Origin of the sequence: Comamonas serinivorans (assembly GCF_002158865.1) — a bacterium.
In the GTDB taxonomy this organism is placed as follows: Bacteria; Pseudomonadota; Gammaproteobacteria; order Burkholderiales; family Burkholderiaceae_C; genus Comamonas_E; species Comamonas_E serinivorans.
Genome location: NZ_CP021455.1, coordinates 3,063,119 through 3,077,907, shown reverse-complemented (window position 1 = coordinate 3,077,907; position 14,789 = coordinate 3,063,119). Strand labels below are relative to the sequence as shown.

The following is a 14,789-nucleotide window of genomic DNA, read 5'->3' as shown; positions in this document are numbered from 1 at the left end:
GCAAAGGGTTGATGCTGGTGTCATGATGGGCTGACGTCAGCGCGTGCAATGCGCTGGCGGCAGCCTCGTGTGGGCGTCTGTCGCGCCATGGGGTACACGGGCACTGCGGCCCGCAGGGCGGTGAAGCTGGTCAAACCCGCCCATGTCGACTGGGCGGGTTTCACGATGCATCCCACGATCCACACACCAGTGGCGCCTCGCGCAGTGGGCGCATCGGGTTCACATGGCGGGCATGTGTCGCGGGCCTTTTTCTGCGGGGGGGCGGTTTCGCGAGTCCGAATCGGGCCAGCGGCGCGCGTGGCGCAGCCCGTCAGCCGCCCGCGAATGCGCCAGAATGGCCGGTGCTCACCGTGCCACTGCCCACCGCCATGACCCTTGCCTTCACGCCCGTGACGACGCCGCCCGGCGCCATCGCCTACCGCCACATCGCCAGCCCGGTGGGCACGCTCATGCTGGCGGCCAGCGACGCCGGCCTGTGGGCGATCGAGTTCGAGGTCAACCGCCATCCCGTGGCGCGCGGGCCTGCCTGGCACGCCGTGGGTGATGCGCGCCACCCCGTGCTGGATGCCACGCAGGCGCAGCTCGCGGCCTACTTCGAGGGGCGCCTGCGCGCGTTCGAGCTGCCGCTCACACCCAGCGGCACGCCCTTCCAGCTGAAGGTGTGGCAGGCGCTGTGCGCGATCCCGTATGGGCAGACCTGCAGCTATGGCGACCTGGCCGATCGGCTGGACAACCCCAAGGCCGTGCGCGCCGTGGGCGCCGCCAATGGCCGCAACCCCATCCCCATCGTGGTGCCGTGCCACCGCGTGATCGGCGCCAACGGCAGCCTGATCGGCTTCGGGGGCGGGCTGCCCATCAAGCGGGTGCTGCTGGACCTGGAAGGCGGCAACGCGCCGCTGTTCGCCTGAAGGGCGCGCCTTGCGTCGCCATGGCGCCGAGCATCTTGGCGGTGTGGGCCTAGATTTGTACGGCTCGGCCGATGAACTGGATAGGCCCTGTGGGACGTCCGATCGGCGAGCCCCCCTTGGGCTCCAGGGTGAGCTCAAACAACTGGTTGGGTTGCAACGGAGGAAGCCGGTCTACAGGGACCTCGATGGCCTCGCCCGGCTTGACCAGCCCCAGTGACACAGGGGCACTCCAGCCGTCTGCTTTGGTCCAGAACTGGAGGGAGTTCTCTGCTGGGATCACGCCTTTGCCCAGCGGCACAAGGCGCAGACGGCCTTCGGCTTGGGCTTGAACCACCCAGCCGGGTGCCTGATTCTGCGGCGCTGTCAGCACGACGAAGTAACGCGGAGCTGCAGGCGGAGATGCCTCTCGCACCAGCAACACCGCTGCGAGCAAAGCGGCAGCGGTGAAGCTGCCCGCAGCCAACGTGCGCCAGAGAGCGAGGCTGTCCCAGTGCCACCATGCCCTGCGATGCGCGAGCGGTTCTGACCGAGCAGGAGGGATGCTGCTTGAGATGCGGCTCCACAGCGTTGTGGAGGGTTCAAGGGGTGGAACCAGGCGCGTCAGTGGCAGGAGTCGTTGCTCCCACGCTTGCACGGCGGCATGCAATTCAGGTTCATAAGGAAGGCGTGATTCGACGGCGCGGCGCTGAACCGCACTGAGGGTGCCCAACACGTACTCGCCGGCCTGCACCTGCAGGTCGTTCTCGGGACCCTCATCGATAGGCCAAGGGGTATCCGTGTCGCCGCTCATTGCATGCACTCCCTCAGGGCGCGCAGTCCGCGTTGAATCCAGGCCTTGACCGTTCCCAGTGGTGCCTGCACCCGGGTTGCAATCTCGCTGTGGCTGCAGCCATCCAGGTAGGCATGCAGCAAGCAGGTGCGGCGCTCAGGGTCCAACTGCTCCAGACAGTGTCCCAGGCGACCCAGGGTTGCTTGCCGTTCCCATTCGCTGCCACGTTCGTTCCAGGCGACCAGTGCGGCCTGTGCATCGTGGGCTTCACGGACAGATTCATCCTGCACGACCTCGTGCGCGCCATCTCGCACTCGATTGAGTGCGGCATACCGCACAACGCTGTAGATCCACCCCCGCCCACTTCCACGACGGCCGTCGAAGCTGGGCGATCGGCTCCAAATGGAGATGAACGCATCGTGAAGCACGTCTTCTGCCGCGGCACGGTCGCGGACAATGCGCAGCGCCACGCCGAGGAGAAAGCGCGCCTCCACCTCATAAATGCGCCGCAGCGCGTTGCGGTCGCCGCGTGCACATGCGTGCAAGGCCGCGTCATGGTCGAACGCTTCGTCGGTGTGTGTGGCTGCGGGCGGCACGTAATGAGTTGGAGGAGTTTCGCGAAGTCCGTTGCCCAGTGTATCTGGGGCGCTTCGACCTCAGATGGGCTTCCAGAAGATGTAGTCGGCTTGGTACTTGACCACCGTTTTCTGGCCTTTGGTGGCGGCGGTGCAGGGCTTGTCCGCCGGCGCCACACCGCCTTGAAGTGCAACGCGCTGGATGTAGCTCACGCCTTCCAGCGCGCCGCTGCCCATGGCCGGATTGGCCTTCACCAGCTGGTAAGGCAGGTGGCCTGCACCAGACGGTGCCACGGCCACCTGAGTGGCGGTGAGCTTGGAGCCGTCGTTGGCTTCCCAGGTCGCTGGAGGGCCGTAGTACCGGCCGACTTGCTTGCCCGCGCGGTTCGTCAACACTGCCTCGGGGCCAACAAAGGTCCATTCCGACTGACCAGGCGCGTTGGCTTTCTCGCGGCACTCGTAGGTGATGTCACCACGCCCCACGGTTTCCCACGCAACCTTGTTGCCGGCCGGAACCTGGATGGCGGCGGGGAGCGACGTCTGTGAATACGTGCTGGCCGGCTGGTGCATCGAGCCACAGGCGGTGAGCAAGGTGGCTGCTGCGACAGCGGCGGTCACGGCGGCAGGGCGGGATACGGAACGAGGGGTCTGCATGTCGATTTCTCCAAATGGATTGGTGGAAGAGGCTGGAGCAGCAGACACTTCTATGCTGCTACCGCTACTACCCGCCAGGGCCTCGTTTGGATGCACCGTGCGAAAGAATATTTTTTCAGCCCGTGATCTGGGTGCCGCGCTGCGCCGACGACGGGCCGGCGATGGCAGTCCGTGACGGGCGCCGCGACCGCCTGGGCGGCGGCCGTAAAATCGCCGGTTTGGCCAGGGCCGTGGCGCGCTGGCCAGTCACGTTTTCTTCCTCTGAAAGCCTTCCATGTCTTTGAAAAACGTTCCCGCCGGCTCCAAGACGCCGGAGCAGTTCAACGTCATCATCGAAATCGCCGCCAATGCGGCCCCCGTGAAGTACGAGGTGGACAAGGAGTCGGGCGCGCTGTTCGTCGACCGCTTCATGACCACGGCCATGCACTACCCGACGAACTACGGCTACATCCCCGAAACCCTGTCGGGTGACGGCGACCCCGTGGACGTGCTCGTCATCACGCCGCACCCGCTGCAACCGGGTTCGGTCGTGGCCTGCCGCGCGCTGGGCATGCTGCAGATGACCGACGAGGCGGGCGAAGACGCCAAGCTGCTGGCCGTGCCCACGGACAAGCTGTGCCCCATGTACAAGGACTGGAAGCGCCCCGAAGACGTGCCGGCCATGTTGACGAACGCGATCAGCCACTTCTTCGAGCACTACAAGGACCTGGAGCCCGGCAAGTGGGTCAAGGTGTCGGGCTGGGTGGGCGTGGACGCCGCCCACAAGGAAATCACCGACGGTCTGGCGGCCTACAAGAAGTGATGCCACGCCGATGCCGTGAGGCATCGGCAAGCTGCATGGCAGTATGGCCTGATTCCCGTTTAAAACTGAACGGGAGCCAGGCCATACTGCTTTGTGTGGTGCGATTTCGGACGTAGAAGCCGTGCGCGTTCAAGTGCGGTGACGTGGTCGACGAAACGGGCCAGTGGCTCGATCGCTTGCTTGCAGTTGCCAAGCCCGGCGAGGTGCGTGCCCGGGCGACCGTTCATCTGCCGCGGCGACCGCTGCATCGGCGACCGCTGCATCGGCAGCCGCTGCATCGGCGACCGAGCCCACCCGCAACGCGCGGTCGCGTCGAGCCGCCGCACCAGGAGGAAACGGCAACGCGTTGCCCAAGACCAACGTGGCGTGGCGGCTGAGCCCGGCCGCCGCGCAGTGGGCCGCCTAGAAGAACGCGCCCTGCGGCAGGGCCGTGCCGTTGAGGTAGTGGTCGCCCAGGATGCGCTCTTTGTAGAGGCGCGGGTTGTGCGAGGCCACGACCTTGAGGTTGCGCCAGTGGCGGTCCAGCGCCGCGGCGGTGGAGACGCCGCTGCCGCTGGCCACGTCCAGCAGCAGGCTGGGCGCGGCATGTGGCGGAAAGCGTCGATTCTTGGCCCAGGGTGGATGGCAGGGGAACTGCGAATTCCGCATGTGCTTATCTGGCGGACAAGCAAGGGCGGGCTGCCGCCTTGCCGAGGCGGCCAATGCCCTGCTGCGCGCCGCGCGCGACGTGCCGGCCAGCCGGCAGCGAGCACGAGCAGCCTGCAGGTGGTGGCCCTGCAGGGCCTGCGGGGCGGCGGACCTTGGCGGACGCATGGACGATCTGCCTGGAACAACCCGTGACGGCCCGGGCCGGCAGCCTGGGCTGGGGCGCAGGGGCGCAGGGGCGCAGGGGGCGATGCGTGGGTCCGCGTGGCGCATCGGCGGATCCGCCGCTCGACGGGCCGAGGCCCCTTGGCGCGGGCGTCGCCGCAGGGCTCGCTGCGAGACGGGCCCAGGGCTCGCTCAGGGATGCGCCGAGAAACTCGCCGTTGCTGGTCCAGCTCATGGTAGTCTGCTGCCAATTCCGTTGACTCATGTTAGGCAGTATGGTGCTGTTCCTGTTGTTTATGAAACGGCAATGAGACCATACTGCCGATGAAATTTTGACCGTTCATGTCGCATACTGATCCCGTAGCCTTCGGGCACGGCGCCTGGCCACCGCCGGCCAGCGCGTTGCAGCGCGTGGCCACGGCGCGTGCCGTGCATGCGCTGGATGCCGCGCAGCCGCTCGATGACCACGCGGCCGTTCAGGCTGCCGCGGCCGCCGCCAGCACCCCGCAGGAGCGGGTGCTGGCGCGGGCCTGGTGGCTGGGTGACGCGCTGGCGCTGCCGCAGGCCTGGCAGCAGCTGCGTCGCCTGGGGCTGGGCGTGTGGCTGGCGCTGGTGGCCGTGGTCGTGCTGCTGGCCTGGGGCATGTCGGCGGCGGTGATGGGCGAAGGCACGCGCGTGAACCTGTTGGGGGCGCTGGTCAGCCTGCTGGGCATGAACCTGGTGATGCTGTTGCTGTGGCTGCTCAGCGTGGTGCTGCCCAGCCGCTCGGTGGGCGGGCCGCCCGTGCTGCTGGGGGGCTGGGTGCCGCGCGCCATGGCCTGGGGGGCCGCGCGCCTGGGCACGTCGGCGCAGCGTTTGCTGGCCGGCACCTGGGCCACGCTGGGGCAGGCGCGGGCCACGCCCTGGCTGACCGGCCTGGTGAGCCACAGTGCCTGGGCCCTGGGGTTTGCGCTCATCTTGCTGGTGATGGGGACGGGCTTTGCGTTTCGGGCCTACCAGCCGGTGGTGGAGACCACCATCCTGTCACCGGGCGCGCAGCAGGCCTTGATCAACGGCCTGGGCTGGTTGCCGGCGCAGCTGGGCGTGGCCACGCCCACCGTTGCTGCCTGGGCAGCCAGCCCGAGCGGGGCGGCGCAGGCCGGCGGGGCACCGCTCGGGCTGTGGGCCTGGTGGCTGATGGCGTGCGTGCTGGTCTACGGGCTGCTGCCACGCGTGCTGCTGGCCGGGCTGTGCGGGGCCGTGCTGCGCCGCCGCCTGGCGCGGGTGCGCCTGCCTGAAGACGACGCCGGTTTTCAGTGGGCGTTGGCGCGTTTCAACCGACTGCAAGGGTCGCGTGTGATCGACGCCGATGCCTCGCCCGCGCCAGCGGCGCCGGTGGCATCAGCCGTCGCAGGTCAGGGGTGGGCGCTGCTGGTGCACGAGCAACCCGGGCTGGACAGCCAGGACGCCGCCCTGTGGCGTGCGGTGCAGGCGGCCCAGCGTGCGGCCGGCTGGCCCAGCTTGCCCGCCCCGGTGTGGACTGGCGATTGCGACGGCAGCGCCGAATCGGCGGCGGCCTGCGTGGCGGCGGTGGCCGGCCTGGGCCGACCCCGGCTGGTCGTCGCCGTGGCGGGGTCGGCCAGCCCCGACCGCAGCGTGGCGCGCCTGCTGCGCAGCCTGGTGCCCTTGGCAGCCGAGCTGCGGTTGTGGCTGAGCTGGCCCCCGGGCCTGGCTGCGCCTGAGGTGGCGCAGCACATCCAGCGCTGGGCAGATTGGCTGCAGGCCGAGGGCCTGGCGGTGGGCCTGTTGAACCCCGGGGAGGACGCATGAACGCCCAGCCCCTGGCCGCGGCACCGGCCGCTGGGCCGCTGCGCATCGCGGTGGTGGGGCACACGAACGCGGGCAAGACCTCGTTGCTGCGCACGCTCACGCGGCGGCGCGATTTCGGCGAGGTGTCGGCGCGGCCGGGGGCCACGCGCCAGACCGAGGCGGTCGACTTGGTGGTCCAGGGCAAGACCTGGATCGAGTACTGGGACACGCCGGGACTGGAGGATGCGGTGGCGCTGGAGGCGGCCCTGACCGAGCCGCAGCCCGGTGCCGCGCGGGACACGCGGGCCGATCCCGCCTCGCCAGCGGCAGACCATGGTGCGCACGATGCGCTCACGGTCGGCGCCGGCGCCATGGGGTCTGCCGTATCTCGCCCGGGTGGCACGTCGACCCCCGCGCAACGCCTGCAAGCCTTCTTGCAATCGCCCCTGGCGCGGGGCGAGTTCGAGCAGGAAGCCAAGGTCATCCGGGCCATGCTGGCCGATCTCGATGCCGCCATGCTGGTCATCGACTGCCGCGAACCCGTGCTGCCCAAGTACCGGGCCGAGTGCCGCTTGCTGGTTGCCTGTGCCAAGCCCATCTTCCCGGTGCTGAACCATGCGGGCGCGCCCGGCGCGCGGCCGGGCGAGTGGCTGCAGAGCCTGCGCGAGGCCGGCCTGCATGCCCACGCCGTGTTCGACGCCGTGGCCCCGTTTGCTGGCGCCGAGCAGACCCTGTACGCCGACCTGGCCAGCCTGCTGCCGGCCCGGCGCGCGCAGCTGACGCATGTGCGCGAGGCCTTGCGGCACGAAGCGGGGCTGCGCCAGCGCGCCGCCTGTCAGATCGCCGCCCACAGCCTGCTGGAGCTGGCCGGCCTGCGCGAGGTGGTGGCGGTGGAGGCGCTGAAGCAGCCGCGCCAGAAGCAACTCATCCTCGACGGGTTTCAGCGCCGTGTGATGCAGGCGCTGCAGGCCCCGCAGGCCCGTTTGCTGGACCTGTACGGGTTTGACGCCGGCGACGCCCGCATGGCGGCGCTGGGCAACCTGGCCGGTGAGTGGGCCGACGACCTGTTCAACCCCGAAGTGCTCAAGCAGGTGGGCCTGCGCCTGGGCACCGGCGCGGCGATCGGTGCGGCCGTCGGAGTGGCGGCCGACCTCGCGCTGGCGGGTCTGTCGCTGGGCGCCGGCGCAGCGCTGGGTGCCACCGTCGGGGGCATCGCCAGCCAGGGGTGGAAGCCGGCCTGGACCGTGCTGCGCCAACGCCTGCAGGGCGAGCAGCTGGTGCGGCTGGACGATGCGGCCTTGTGCCTGCTGGCCCAGCGCTGGCTGGCGCTGATCGCCGTACTGGGCACGCGCGGCCACGCCAACGCCACGCCGCAGATCGTGGGGGATGCCGGCGACGTCGCACGCACCCAGGCCGGGCGCGACAGGGCGGGGGAGCTGCTCAAACTGCTGCACACGGCCATGGCGCAGGCGCTGACCCAGGGCTCGGCCGCGCGCCTGACGGACGACGCGCTGGCCGACGCCGTGACGGACTGGCTGCAGCACGGGTTGCAACCGAAGGTGTGATGGCGGCAGGAGTATGCGCACATTACCGATTCGAATACATCGGCAGCAGGCGGATACTGGTCATTTGAATTGAATCGAACCATGAGCAGCGCAGCTCGGCGATGACTCACCGGCTGGCGCGCCAAGCCGCGATGGCCGGTCTGCAACCCGCGGCTGCAGCGTGGGCCAACCGCCCGTGCCGCGCATACCCCCTGGGGCAAAGCAGGCACAATCTCGGCCCATGAACATTGTGGTGCTGGACGACTATCAAGATGCCGTGCGCAAGCTGGCGTGTGCACAGAAATTGGCCGACCATCCGCTGAAGGTCTTCACCAACACCGTCAAGGGCACGGGCCAGCTGTCGGTGCGCCTGCGAGACGCCGACATCATCGTCCTGATCCGCGAGCGCACCCACATCACGCGCAACCTGCTCGACAAGCTGCCCCGGCTCAAGATGATCTCGCAGACGGGGCGGGCGGGCAGCCACATCGACCTGACCGCCTGCACCGAGCGGGGCGTGGTGGTCAGCGAGGGCGTGGGTTCACCTTTTGCGCCGGCCGAGCTGACCTGGGCCTTGCTCATGGCAGCGGCCAAGCGGCTGCCCCAGTATGTGGGCAACCTCAAGCATGGCGCGTGGCAGCAGTCGGGCATGCGTGCGGCTTCCATGCCGCCCAACTTCAGCCTGGGCACCTTGCTGCGCGGCCGGGTGCTGGGCATCTGGGGCTTTGGCCACATCGGTCAGCTCGTGGCTTCGTACGGGCGCGCGTTCGGCATGGACGTCGTCGTCTGGGGCAGCGAGGCCTCGCGCCAGCTCGCCGCATCCCAGGGCTATGTGGCGGCGCCGTCCAAGCAAGCGTTTTTCGAACACTGCGACTTCCTCTCGCTGCACCTGCGGCTCAGCGAGGCCACGCAAGGCGTGGTGTCGCTGCAGGACCTGGGCATGATGAAGCCCACGGCCATGCTCATCAACACCTCGCGCGCCGAACTCATCGAACCCGATGCGCTGGTCTGCGCGCTCAACCGGGGGCGTCCCGGCCTGGCCGCCATCGACGTGTTCGAGTCCGAGCCCATCCTGCAGGGCCACGCACTGCTGCGCATGGAAAACTGCATCTGCACGCCGCACATCGGCTTTGTCGAGCAGGACACCTACGAGTACTACTTCGAGACCGCGTTCGACAACGTGCTGAACTACATCCACGGCCAGCCCAGCCTGGTGGCCAACCCCGAGGCCCTGCAGTACCGGCGTTGAGGCGACGCGGCGGGCAACTGCGCGATGGCCTGTGCGCGGCGGCTGGCAGCGATCTGTTGATCGGCGTGTAGGCGAACTCAGCCCGAGTGAATTGCCCGCACGGCCGCCGTTCAAGCTGATCTGAGACCGCGCTCACGTTCCGTGGCGGATCCGCGGCCTGGGTCCGAGATCAGTCGATGCGCGCATGGAACAGACCGGCGATCACGCGCCTGCTCTGTGTGAAAACAAATCGGTCATGGCTTGGAGTATGGGCTGACACTCGTTCAATCAAAAACGGAGAAAGGCGGATACTCCAATCCTTCATGCATGCAGATTGGCATCGCAGGGCAGGATGTTGAGGTGAGTGGCGCGTGGGCTCGACAAGTCCAGGCCTGAAGCGCGGCGTCGGTGCTGCGGCCAGCCATGCATCCCATTGAGCCAGGACCAACGCGGCGCACGGCATGTGCAGACCACCGCGTTCAACGCCGCTGGCTCACGCCACGCGCGCCCAAGAAAAAAGCAGGCCTGGGCCTGCTTGTGGGGACTCGGCAGGGCGGTGCACGCCCTGCGCATCGCGCCTTACTTGATGTCGCGGCGGACGGCGCCCGTGTACAGCTGGCGCGGACGGCCAATCTTGTACTCGGGATCGCTGATCATTTCGTTCAGCTGGGCGATCCAGCCCACGGTGCGGGCCAGGGCGAAGATGCCGGTGAACAGGTTCACCGGGATGCCGATGGCGCGCTGCACGATGCCCGAGTAGAAGTCCACGTTCGGGTAGAGCTTGCGCTGCACGAAGTAGTCGTCTTCCAGAGCGATCTTCTCGAGCTGCTTGGCCAGGGCGAACAGCGGGTCCTTTTCCAGGCCCAGCTCGGCCAGCACCTCGTTGCAGGTTTCCTGCATGAGCTTGGCGCGGGGGTCGTAGTTCTTGTAGACGCGGTGGCCAAAGCCCATCAGCTTCACGCCGCTCGACTTGTCCTTGACCTTCTCCATGAACTCGCCGACCTTGGCCACGCCGCCCATGCGCTGGATGTCTTCCAGCATGTTCAGGCAGGCTTCGTTGGCGCCGCCGTGGGCCGGGCCCCACAGGCAGGCCACGCCGGCCGAAATGGCGGCGAAGGGGTTGGTGCCCGAGGAGCCGCACAGGCGCACCGTGGAGGTGGAGGCGTTTTGCTCGTGATCGGCGTGCAGGATGAAGATGCGGTCCAGCGCCTTTTCGACGACCGGGTTCACCTTGTACTCTTCGCAGGGGTTGCCGAACATCATGCGCAGGAAGTTGCCGGCGTACGACAGGTCGTTCTGCGGGTACATGTAGGGCTGGCCGACGCCGTACTTGTAGGCCATGGCAACCAGCGTGGGCATCTTGGCGATCAGGCGGATGGCCGAGATCTCGCGGTGCTCAGGGTTGTTGATGTCGGTGCTGTCGTGGTAGAAGGCCGACAGACCGCCCACCAGACCCGTCAGCACGGCCATGGGGTGGGCGTCGCGACGGAAACCACGCAGGAAGAACTGCATCTGCTCGTTGACCATGGTGTGCTTGGTCACGCGGTCGTCGAATTCCTTCTTCTGTTCGGGCGTGGGCAGCTCGCCGTTCAGCAGCAGGTAACAGGTTTCCAGGTAGTCGCACTGGGTGGCCAGTTGCTCGATGGGGTAACCGCGGTACAGCAGCTCGCCCTTGTCGCCGTCGATGTAGGTGATCGACGACTGGCAGGACGCGGTGGACAGGAAGCCCGGGTCATAGGTGAACATGCCCGTTTGACCGTACAACTTGCGGATGTCGACCACATCCGGACCGATGGTGCCGTGATAGACCGGTAGCTCCACGCTCGGGCTGCCGTTCGAGAACGCCAGCGTGGCCTTGTTATCGGAGAGTTTCATAGTCATTGCATGTTCCTTCGTAAAAAACAGACGTGATCCGTCGCTGACAACAGCGCCGGCGGCAAATCACGGGCGCTCACGCAGCTGGGTCAAGACCTCCAGCACCTCGTCGCTGGCCAAGTCACCGCTGGGCTCGCTGCGGCGAAGCAGCAAGTCCATCAGGTCGTTGTCCGACAGGTCCATCAGGGAGGACAAACCACGTGCTTGGCGCACCGTCAACGATGCGCCGTAGCGGTCAAAAAACCGCTGAATGAACAGGTCGTTTTCCAACAAGCCACGCCGGCAGCTCCACAAAAGCCGCCCACGTTGGCGCTCGTCAAGCAAGTCACTGTCCTTCATGCTCTGCATCAGACGGCTCGGCGAACCATCAGCTCCTTGATCTTGCCAATGGCCTTCGTCGGGTTCAGGTGCTTGGGGCACACGTCCACACAGTTCATGATCGTGTGGCAGCGGAAGAGGCGGTACGGGTCCTCGAGGTTGTCCAGGCGGGCGCCCGTGGCGTCGTCGCGGCTGTCGGCGATGAAGCGGTAGGCCTGCAGCAGACCAGCCGGGCCCACGAACTTGTCGGGGTTCCACCAGAACGAGGGGCAGCTGGTCGAGCAGCTGGCGCACAGGATGCACTCGTACAAGCCGTTGAGTTCTTCACGCTCTTCCGGCGACTGCAGGCGCTCCTTGTCGGGGGACACCGGCGTCTCGTTGATCAGGTAAGGCTTGATCGAGTGGTATTGGTTGAAGAAGTTGGTCATGTCCACGATCAGGTCGCGGATCACGGGCAGGCCCGGCAGGGGCTTGAGGACGATGTCGCCCTTGAGCGTGCGCAGGTTGGTCAGGCAGGCCAGACCGTTCTTGCCATTGATGTTCATGGCGTCGGAGCCGCACACGCCTTCGCGGCAGGAGCGGCGGTACGAGATCGTGGGGTCGATGGCCTTGAGCTTGATCAGTGCGTCGAGCAGCATGCGCTCGTTGCCCTCAAGCTCGATCTCCACGGTCTGCATGTAAGGCTTGGCATCCTTGTCGGGATCGTAACGATAGATCTTGAAAGTGCGTTTTTGCATCGTGAGTTCTCGAAAAAGTGCCAGCGATTAGAACGTGCGAACCTTGGGAGGAACGGTGTCGACGGTGAGCGGCTTCATGCGCACGGGCTTGTAGTCGAGCGAGTTCGACTCGCTGAACCACAGCGTGTGCTTGAGCCAGTTCTGGTCGTCACGACCCAGGGGCGCCGGTGCGTAGTCGGCGGGGTGTTCGTAATCGACCACCGTGTGGGCGCCACGGCATTCCTTGCGGGCTGCGGCGGAGACCATGGTGGCTTGCGCCACTTCGATCAGGTTCTCGACCTCCAGGGCTTCCTGGCGCGCCATGTTGAACACGCGCGAGTGGTCCTTCAGGCCCAGGTCCTTCACGCGTTCGCGCAGGGCGGCGATCTTGTCCACGCCTTCGTCCATGATGGACTGCTTGCGGAACACGCCGGCGTGCTGCTGCATGGCCGAGCGGATGTCGTTGGCGATGCTTTGGGCGTATTCGCCGCTGGCATTGGCTTCCAGGCGGTTGATGCGCTCCAGCGAGTAGTCGGCGGCATCGGCCGGCAGGGCGCGGTGCGATTCGTTGGCCTTGAAGTTGCTGATGATGTGGTTGCCGGCAGCCTTGCCGAACACCAGCAGGTCGAGCAGCGAGTTGGTGCCCAGGCGGTTGGCGCCATGCACCGACACGCACGAGCATTCGCCGACGGCGTACAGGCCGCTGATCGGCGTGTTGTAGTCGCCGTTCATGGGCACGCACACCTGACCATTGATGGTGGTGGGGATGCCGCCCATCTGGTAGTGGATGGTCGGCACCACGGGAATCGGTTCCTTGGTGATGTCGACGTTGGCGAAGTTGTGTCCGATTTCTTCCACCGACGGCAGGCGCTTGCGGATGGTGTCGGCACCCAGGTGGGTCATGTCCAGCAGGATGTAGTCCTTGTTGGGACCACAGCCACGGCCTTCCTTGATTTCCTGGTCCATCGAGCGCGACACGAAGTCACGCGGTGCCAGGTCCTTCAGGGTGGGGGCATAGCGCTCCATGAAACGCTCGCCATCGCTGTTGCGCAGGATGGCGCCTTCACCACGGCAGCCTTCGGTCAGCAGCACGCCGGCACCGGCGACGCCGGTGGGGTGGAACTGCCAGAACTCCATGTCCTGCAGCGGAATGCCTGCGCGGGCCGCCATGCCCAGGCCATCACCGGTGTTGATGAAGGCGTTGGTCGAGGCCTGGAAGATGCGGCCGGCACCACCGGTGGCCAGCAGCACGTTCTTGGCTTGCAGCGTGAAGAAATCGCCGGTTTCCATCTCGATGGCGGTCACGCCGACCACATGGCCTTCACGATCCACCACCAGGTCCAGGGCCATCCACTCCACGAAGAACGTGGTGCGGGCCTTCACGTTTTGCTGGTACAGCGTGTGCAGCATGGCGTGGCCGGTGCGGTCGGCCGCGGCGCAGGCGCGCTGCACGGGCTTCTCGCCGTGGTTGGCGGTGTGGCCACCGAACGGACGCTGGTAGATCGTGCCATCGGCGTTGCGGTCGAACGGCATGCCGAAGTGCTCGAGCTCGTACACCACCTTGGGGGCTTCCTGGCACATGAACTCGATGGCGTCCTGGTCGCCCAGCCAGTCAGAGCCCTTGATGGTGTCGTAGAAGTGCCATTCCCAGTTGTCTTCGCTCATGTTGCCCAGCGACGCGGACACGCCGCCTTGGGCCGCCACGGTGTGTGAACGGGTCGGGAAAACCTTGGACAGAACGGCCACGTTCAGGCCAGCCTTGGCCAGTTGCAGCGAGGCGCGCATGCCGGAGCCGCCGGCGCCAACGATCACCACGTCAAACTTGCGGTTGGTGACCTGATCTTTTGTGTAGCTCATGATGCTCTTGTGAAATTGTGTGGGTCAGATGGATGTGCGTTTGCCGAGCCGATCACAGGCGCCACAGCACTTGGAAGGCCCAGCCGGCGCAACCCACCAGCCAGACAATGGTCAAGGTGTACAGGGCCAGACGCCAGCCCACGGGCTTGACGTAGTCCATCCAGATGTCGCGCATGCCGATCCAGGCATGCCAGGCCAAACCCACGATGAGCGCGAAGGTGAGGGCGCGCATCCATTGGGCCGAAAAAATGCCTGCCCAGGTGTCGTAGCCGATGGGGCCCGTCGAGAAGATGACCTGAGCCAGCAACACGATGGTGAAGAGGGCCATCAGGCATGCCGTGGCACGCTGAGCCAGGAAGTCGCGCAAGCCGTAGTGAGCACCGACCACCGCACGTTTGGAACCGTAATTGACTGCCATTTTTGTATGCCTTTCGTGGGAGGTCGATCAGTGCGCGCCGAACACGCCGAACAGCTTGGCGCCCAGGGCTGCGGTCAGCAGCAGCGAGATCACGAGCGTGGCGGTGGCCGACGACTTGCCGAACTCCTTGCTCACCTTGTGGGTGAAGTCCATGTACAGGTGACGCACGCCAGCGCAGAAGTGATGCAGGTAGGCCCAGATGATGGCCAGGGTCACGAGCTTGATGAACCAGCCGGGCACGCCGCCCAGACCAGCCGAAAAGGCGCTTGTGAACTCGCCGAACGAAATTTCGGACGACACCGATTTGTCGAACAACCAAACGATGAAAGGCAACAGCACAAAGAGCACGGCGCCGCTGACGCGGTGCAGGATCGACACGATGCCGGCTGCGGGCAGGCGGTAAGTCCTGACGTCCGAGAGCAGGTTGATGTTGCGGAACTCCGGCCGCACCGCTTTGGCGGATTTGGTTGCTTCTGTCATGTGGGTATCCGAGGGGTGATGACGTTTGAGCGAAACGCTAGGGAAAA

General features: G+C 66.5%; 14 protein-coding genes and 1 pseudogene. 5 read left to right on the top strand and 10 right to left on the bottom strand.

Annotated features, from left to right (window positions below; translation table 11 throughout):
* Positions 1 to 368 precede the first annotated feature (368 nt).
* A complete protein-coding gene (locus tag CCO03_RS13015; RefSeq protein WP_087284668.1) occupies positions 369 to 908 on the top strand; it encodes a methylated-DNA--[protein]-cysteine S-methyltransferase in 540 nt (179 codons plus the stop codon).
* Positions 909 to 957: 49 nt separating this feature from the next.
* Here CCO03_RS13015 and CCO03_RS13010 read toward each other — a convergent pair whose 3' ends face one another.
* Genes CCO03_RS13010 through CCO03_RS13000 form a run of 3 tightly spaced genes read right to left on the bottom strand, consistent with a single transcriptional unit; the run spans position 958 to position 2,906 of the window.
* Entirely contained in the window at positions 958 to 1,698 is a 741-nt protein-coding gene (locus tag CCO03_RS13010; protein ID WP_087281692.1) for an anti-sigma factor, read from the bottom strand.
* Positions 1,695 to 2,273, bottom strand: coding sequence for a sigma-70 family RNA polymerase sigma factor (locus CCO03_RS13005; protein ID WP_087281690.1), 579 nt, complete (start codon positions 2,271 to 2,273; stop codon positions 1,695 to 1,697). The genes CCO03_RS13010 and CCO03_RS13005 overlap by 4 nt, the downstream gene beginning before the upstream one ends.
* 60 nt (positions 2,274 to 2,333) lie before the next feature.
* The gene (locus tag CCO03_RS13000; protein WP_087281688.1) at positions 2,334 to 2,906 is read right to left on the bottom strand and encodes a DUF3455 domain-containing protein; all 573 of its coding nucleotides are present in this window, start codon (positions 2,904 to 2,906) and stop codon (positions 2,334 to 2,336) included.
* Between the two features lie 274 nt (positions 2,907 to 3,180).
* Between CCO03_RS13000 and ppa the strand changes: the two genes are divergently transcribed.
* On the top strand, positions 3,181 to 3,708 hold the full coding sequence (ppa, locus tag CCO03_RS12995; RefSeq protein ID WP_087281686.1) for an inorganic diphosphatase: 528 nt from the start codon (positions 3,181 to 3,183) through the stop codon (positions 3,706 to 3,708).
* Between the two features lie 402 nt (positions 3,709 to 4,110).
* On the opposite strand, the pseudogene CCO03_RS20180 reads toward ppa, so the two are convergent.
* Positions 4,111 to 4,284, bottom strand: a pseudogene (locus CCO03_RS20180) (acyl-CoA dehydrogenase family protein); the annotation flags it as partial.
* 576 nt (positions 4,285 to 4,860) lie between these two features.
* On the opposite strand from CCO03_RS20180, the gene CCO03_RS12985 reads away from it, so the two are divergent.
* The 3 genes from CCO03_RS12985 to CCO03_RS12975 all read left to right on the top strand — a co-directional run bounded on the left by CCO03_RS12985 (position 4,861) and on the right by CCO03_RS12975 (position 9,099).
* A complete protein-coding gene (locus CCO03_RS12985; RefSeq protein ID WP_157667678.1) occupies positions 4,861 to 6,327 on the top strand; it encodes a DUF2868 domain-containing protein in 1,467 nt (488 codons plus the stop codon).
* A complete protein-coding gene (locus tag CCO03_RS12980; RefSeq protein ID WP_087281678.1) occupies positions 6,324 to 7,871 on the top strand; it encodes a GTPase/DUF3482 domain-containing protein in 1,548 nt (515 codons plus the stop codon). The genes CCO03_RS12985 and CCO03_RS12980 overlap by 4 nt, the downstream gene beginning before the upstream one ends.
* Before the next feature lie 220 nt (positions 7,872 to 8,091).
* Complete coding sequence (locus tag CCO03_RS12975) at positions 8,092 to 9,099, top strand: D-2-hydroxyacid dehydrogenase family protein (protein ID WP_087281676.1); 1,008 nt, start codon at positions 8,092 to 8,094, stop codon at positions 9,097 to 9,099.
* Positions 9,100 to 9,657: 558 nt separating this feature from the next.
* Here CCO03_RS12975 and CCO03_RS12970 read toward each other — a convergent pair.
* The 6 genes from CCO03_RS12970 to sdhC form a co-directional block, all read right to left on the bottom strand.
* Complete coding sequence (locus CCO03_RS12970; protein ID WP_087281674.1) at positions 9,658 to 10,953, bottom strand: citrate synthase; 1,296 nt, start codon at positions 10,951 to 10,953, stop codon at positions 9,658 to 9,660.
* A gap of 66 nt (positions 10,954 to 11,019) precedes the next feature.
* Positions 11,020 to 11,292, bottom strand: coding sequence for an FAD assembly factor SdhE (locus CCO03_RS12965; RefSeq protein ID WP_087284666.1), 273 nt, complete (start codon positions 11,290 to 11,292; stop codon positions 11,020 to 11,022).
* Between the two features lie 8 nt (positions 11,293 to 11,300).
* Positions 11,301 to 12,008, bottom strand: coding sequence for a succinate dehydrogenase iron-sulfur subunit (locus tag CCO03_RS12960; RefSeq protein ID WP_087281672.1), 708 nt, complete (start codon positions 12,006 to 12,008; stop codon positions 11,301 to 11,303).
* 27 nt (positions 12,009 to 12,035) lie between these two features.
* Positions 12,036 to 13,844, bottom strand: a complete 1,809-nt coding sequence (sdhA, locus tag CCO03_RS12955; protein ID WP_087281670.1) for a succinate dehydrogenase flavoprotein subunit — start codon at positions 13,842 to 13,844, stop codon at positions 12,036 to 12,038.
* A 52-nt stretch (positions 13,845 to 13,896) separates the two neighbouring features.
* Positions 13,897 to 14,262: a succinate dehydrogenase, hydrophobic membrane anchor protein gene (gene sdhD / locus CCO03_RS12950; RefSeq protein WP_087281668.1), complete on the bottom strand. Its 366-nt coding sequence runs from the start codon at positions 14,260 to 14,262 to the stop codon at positions 13,897 to 13,899.
* Between the two features lie 27 nt (positions 14,263 to 14,289).
* On the bottom strand, positions 14,290 to 14,742 hold the full coding sequence (gene sdhC, locus CCO03_RS12945) for a succinate dehydrogenase, cytochrome b556 subunit (protein WP_087281666.1): 453 nt from the start codon (positions 14,740 to 14,742) through the stop codon (positions 14,290 to 14,292).
* Positions 14,743 to 14,789: the final 47 nt, after the last annotated feature.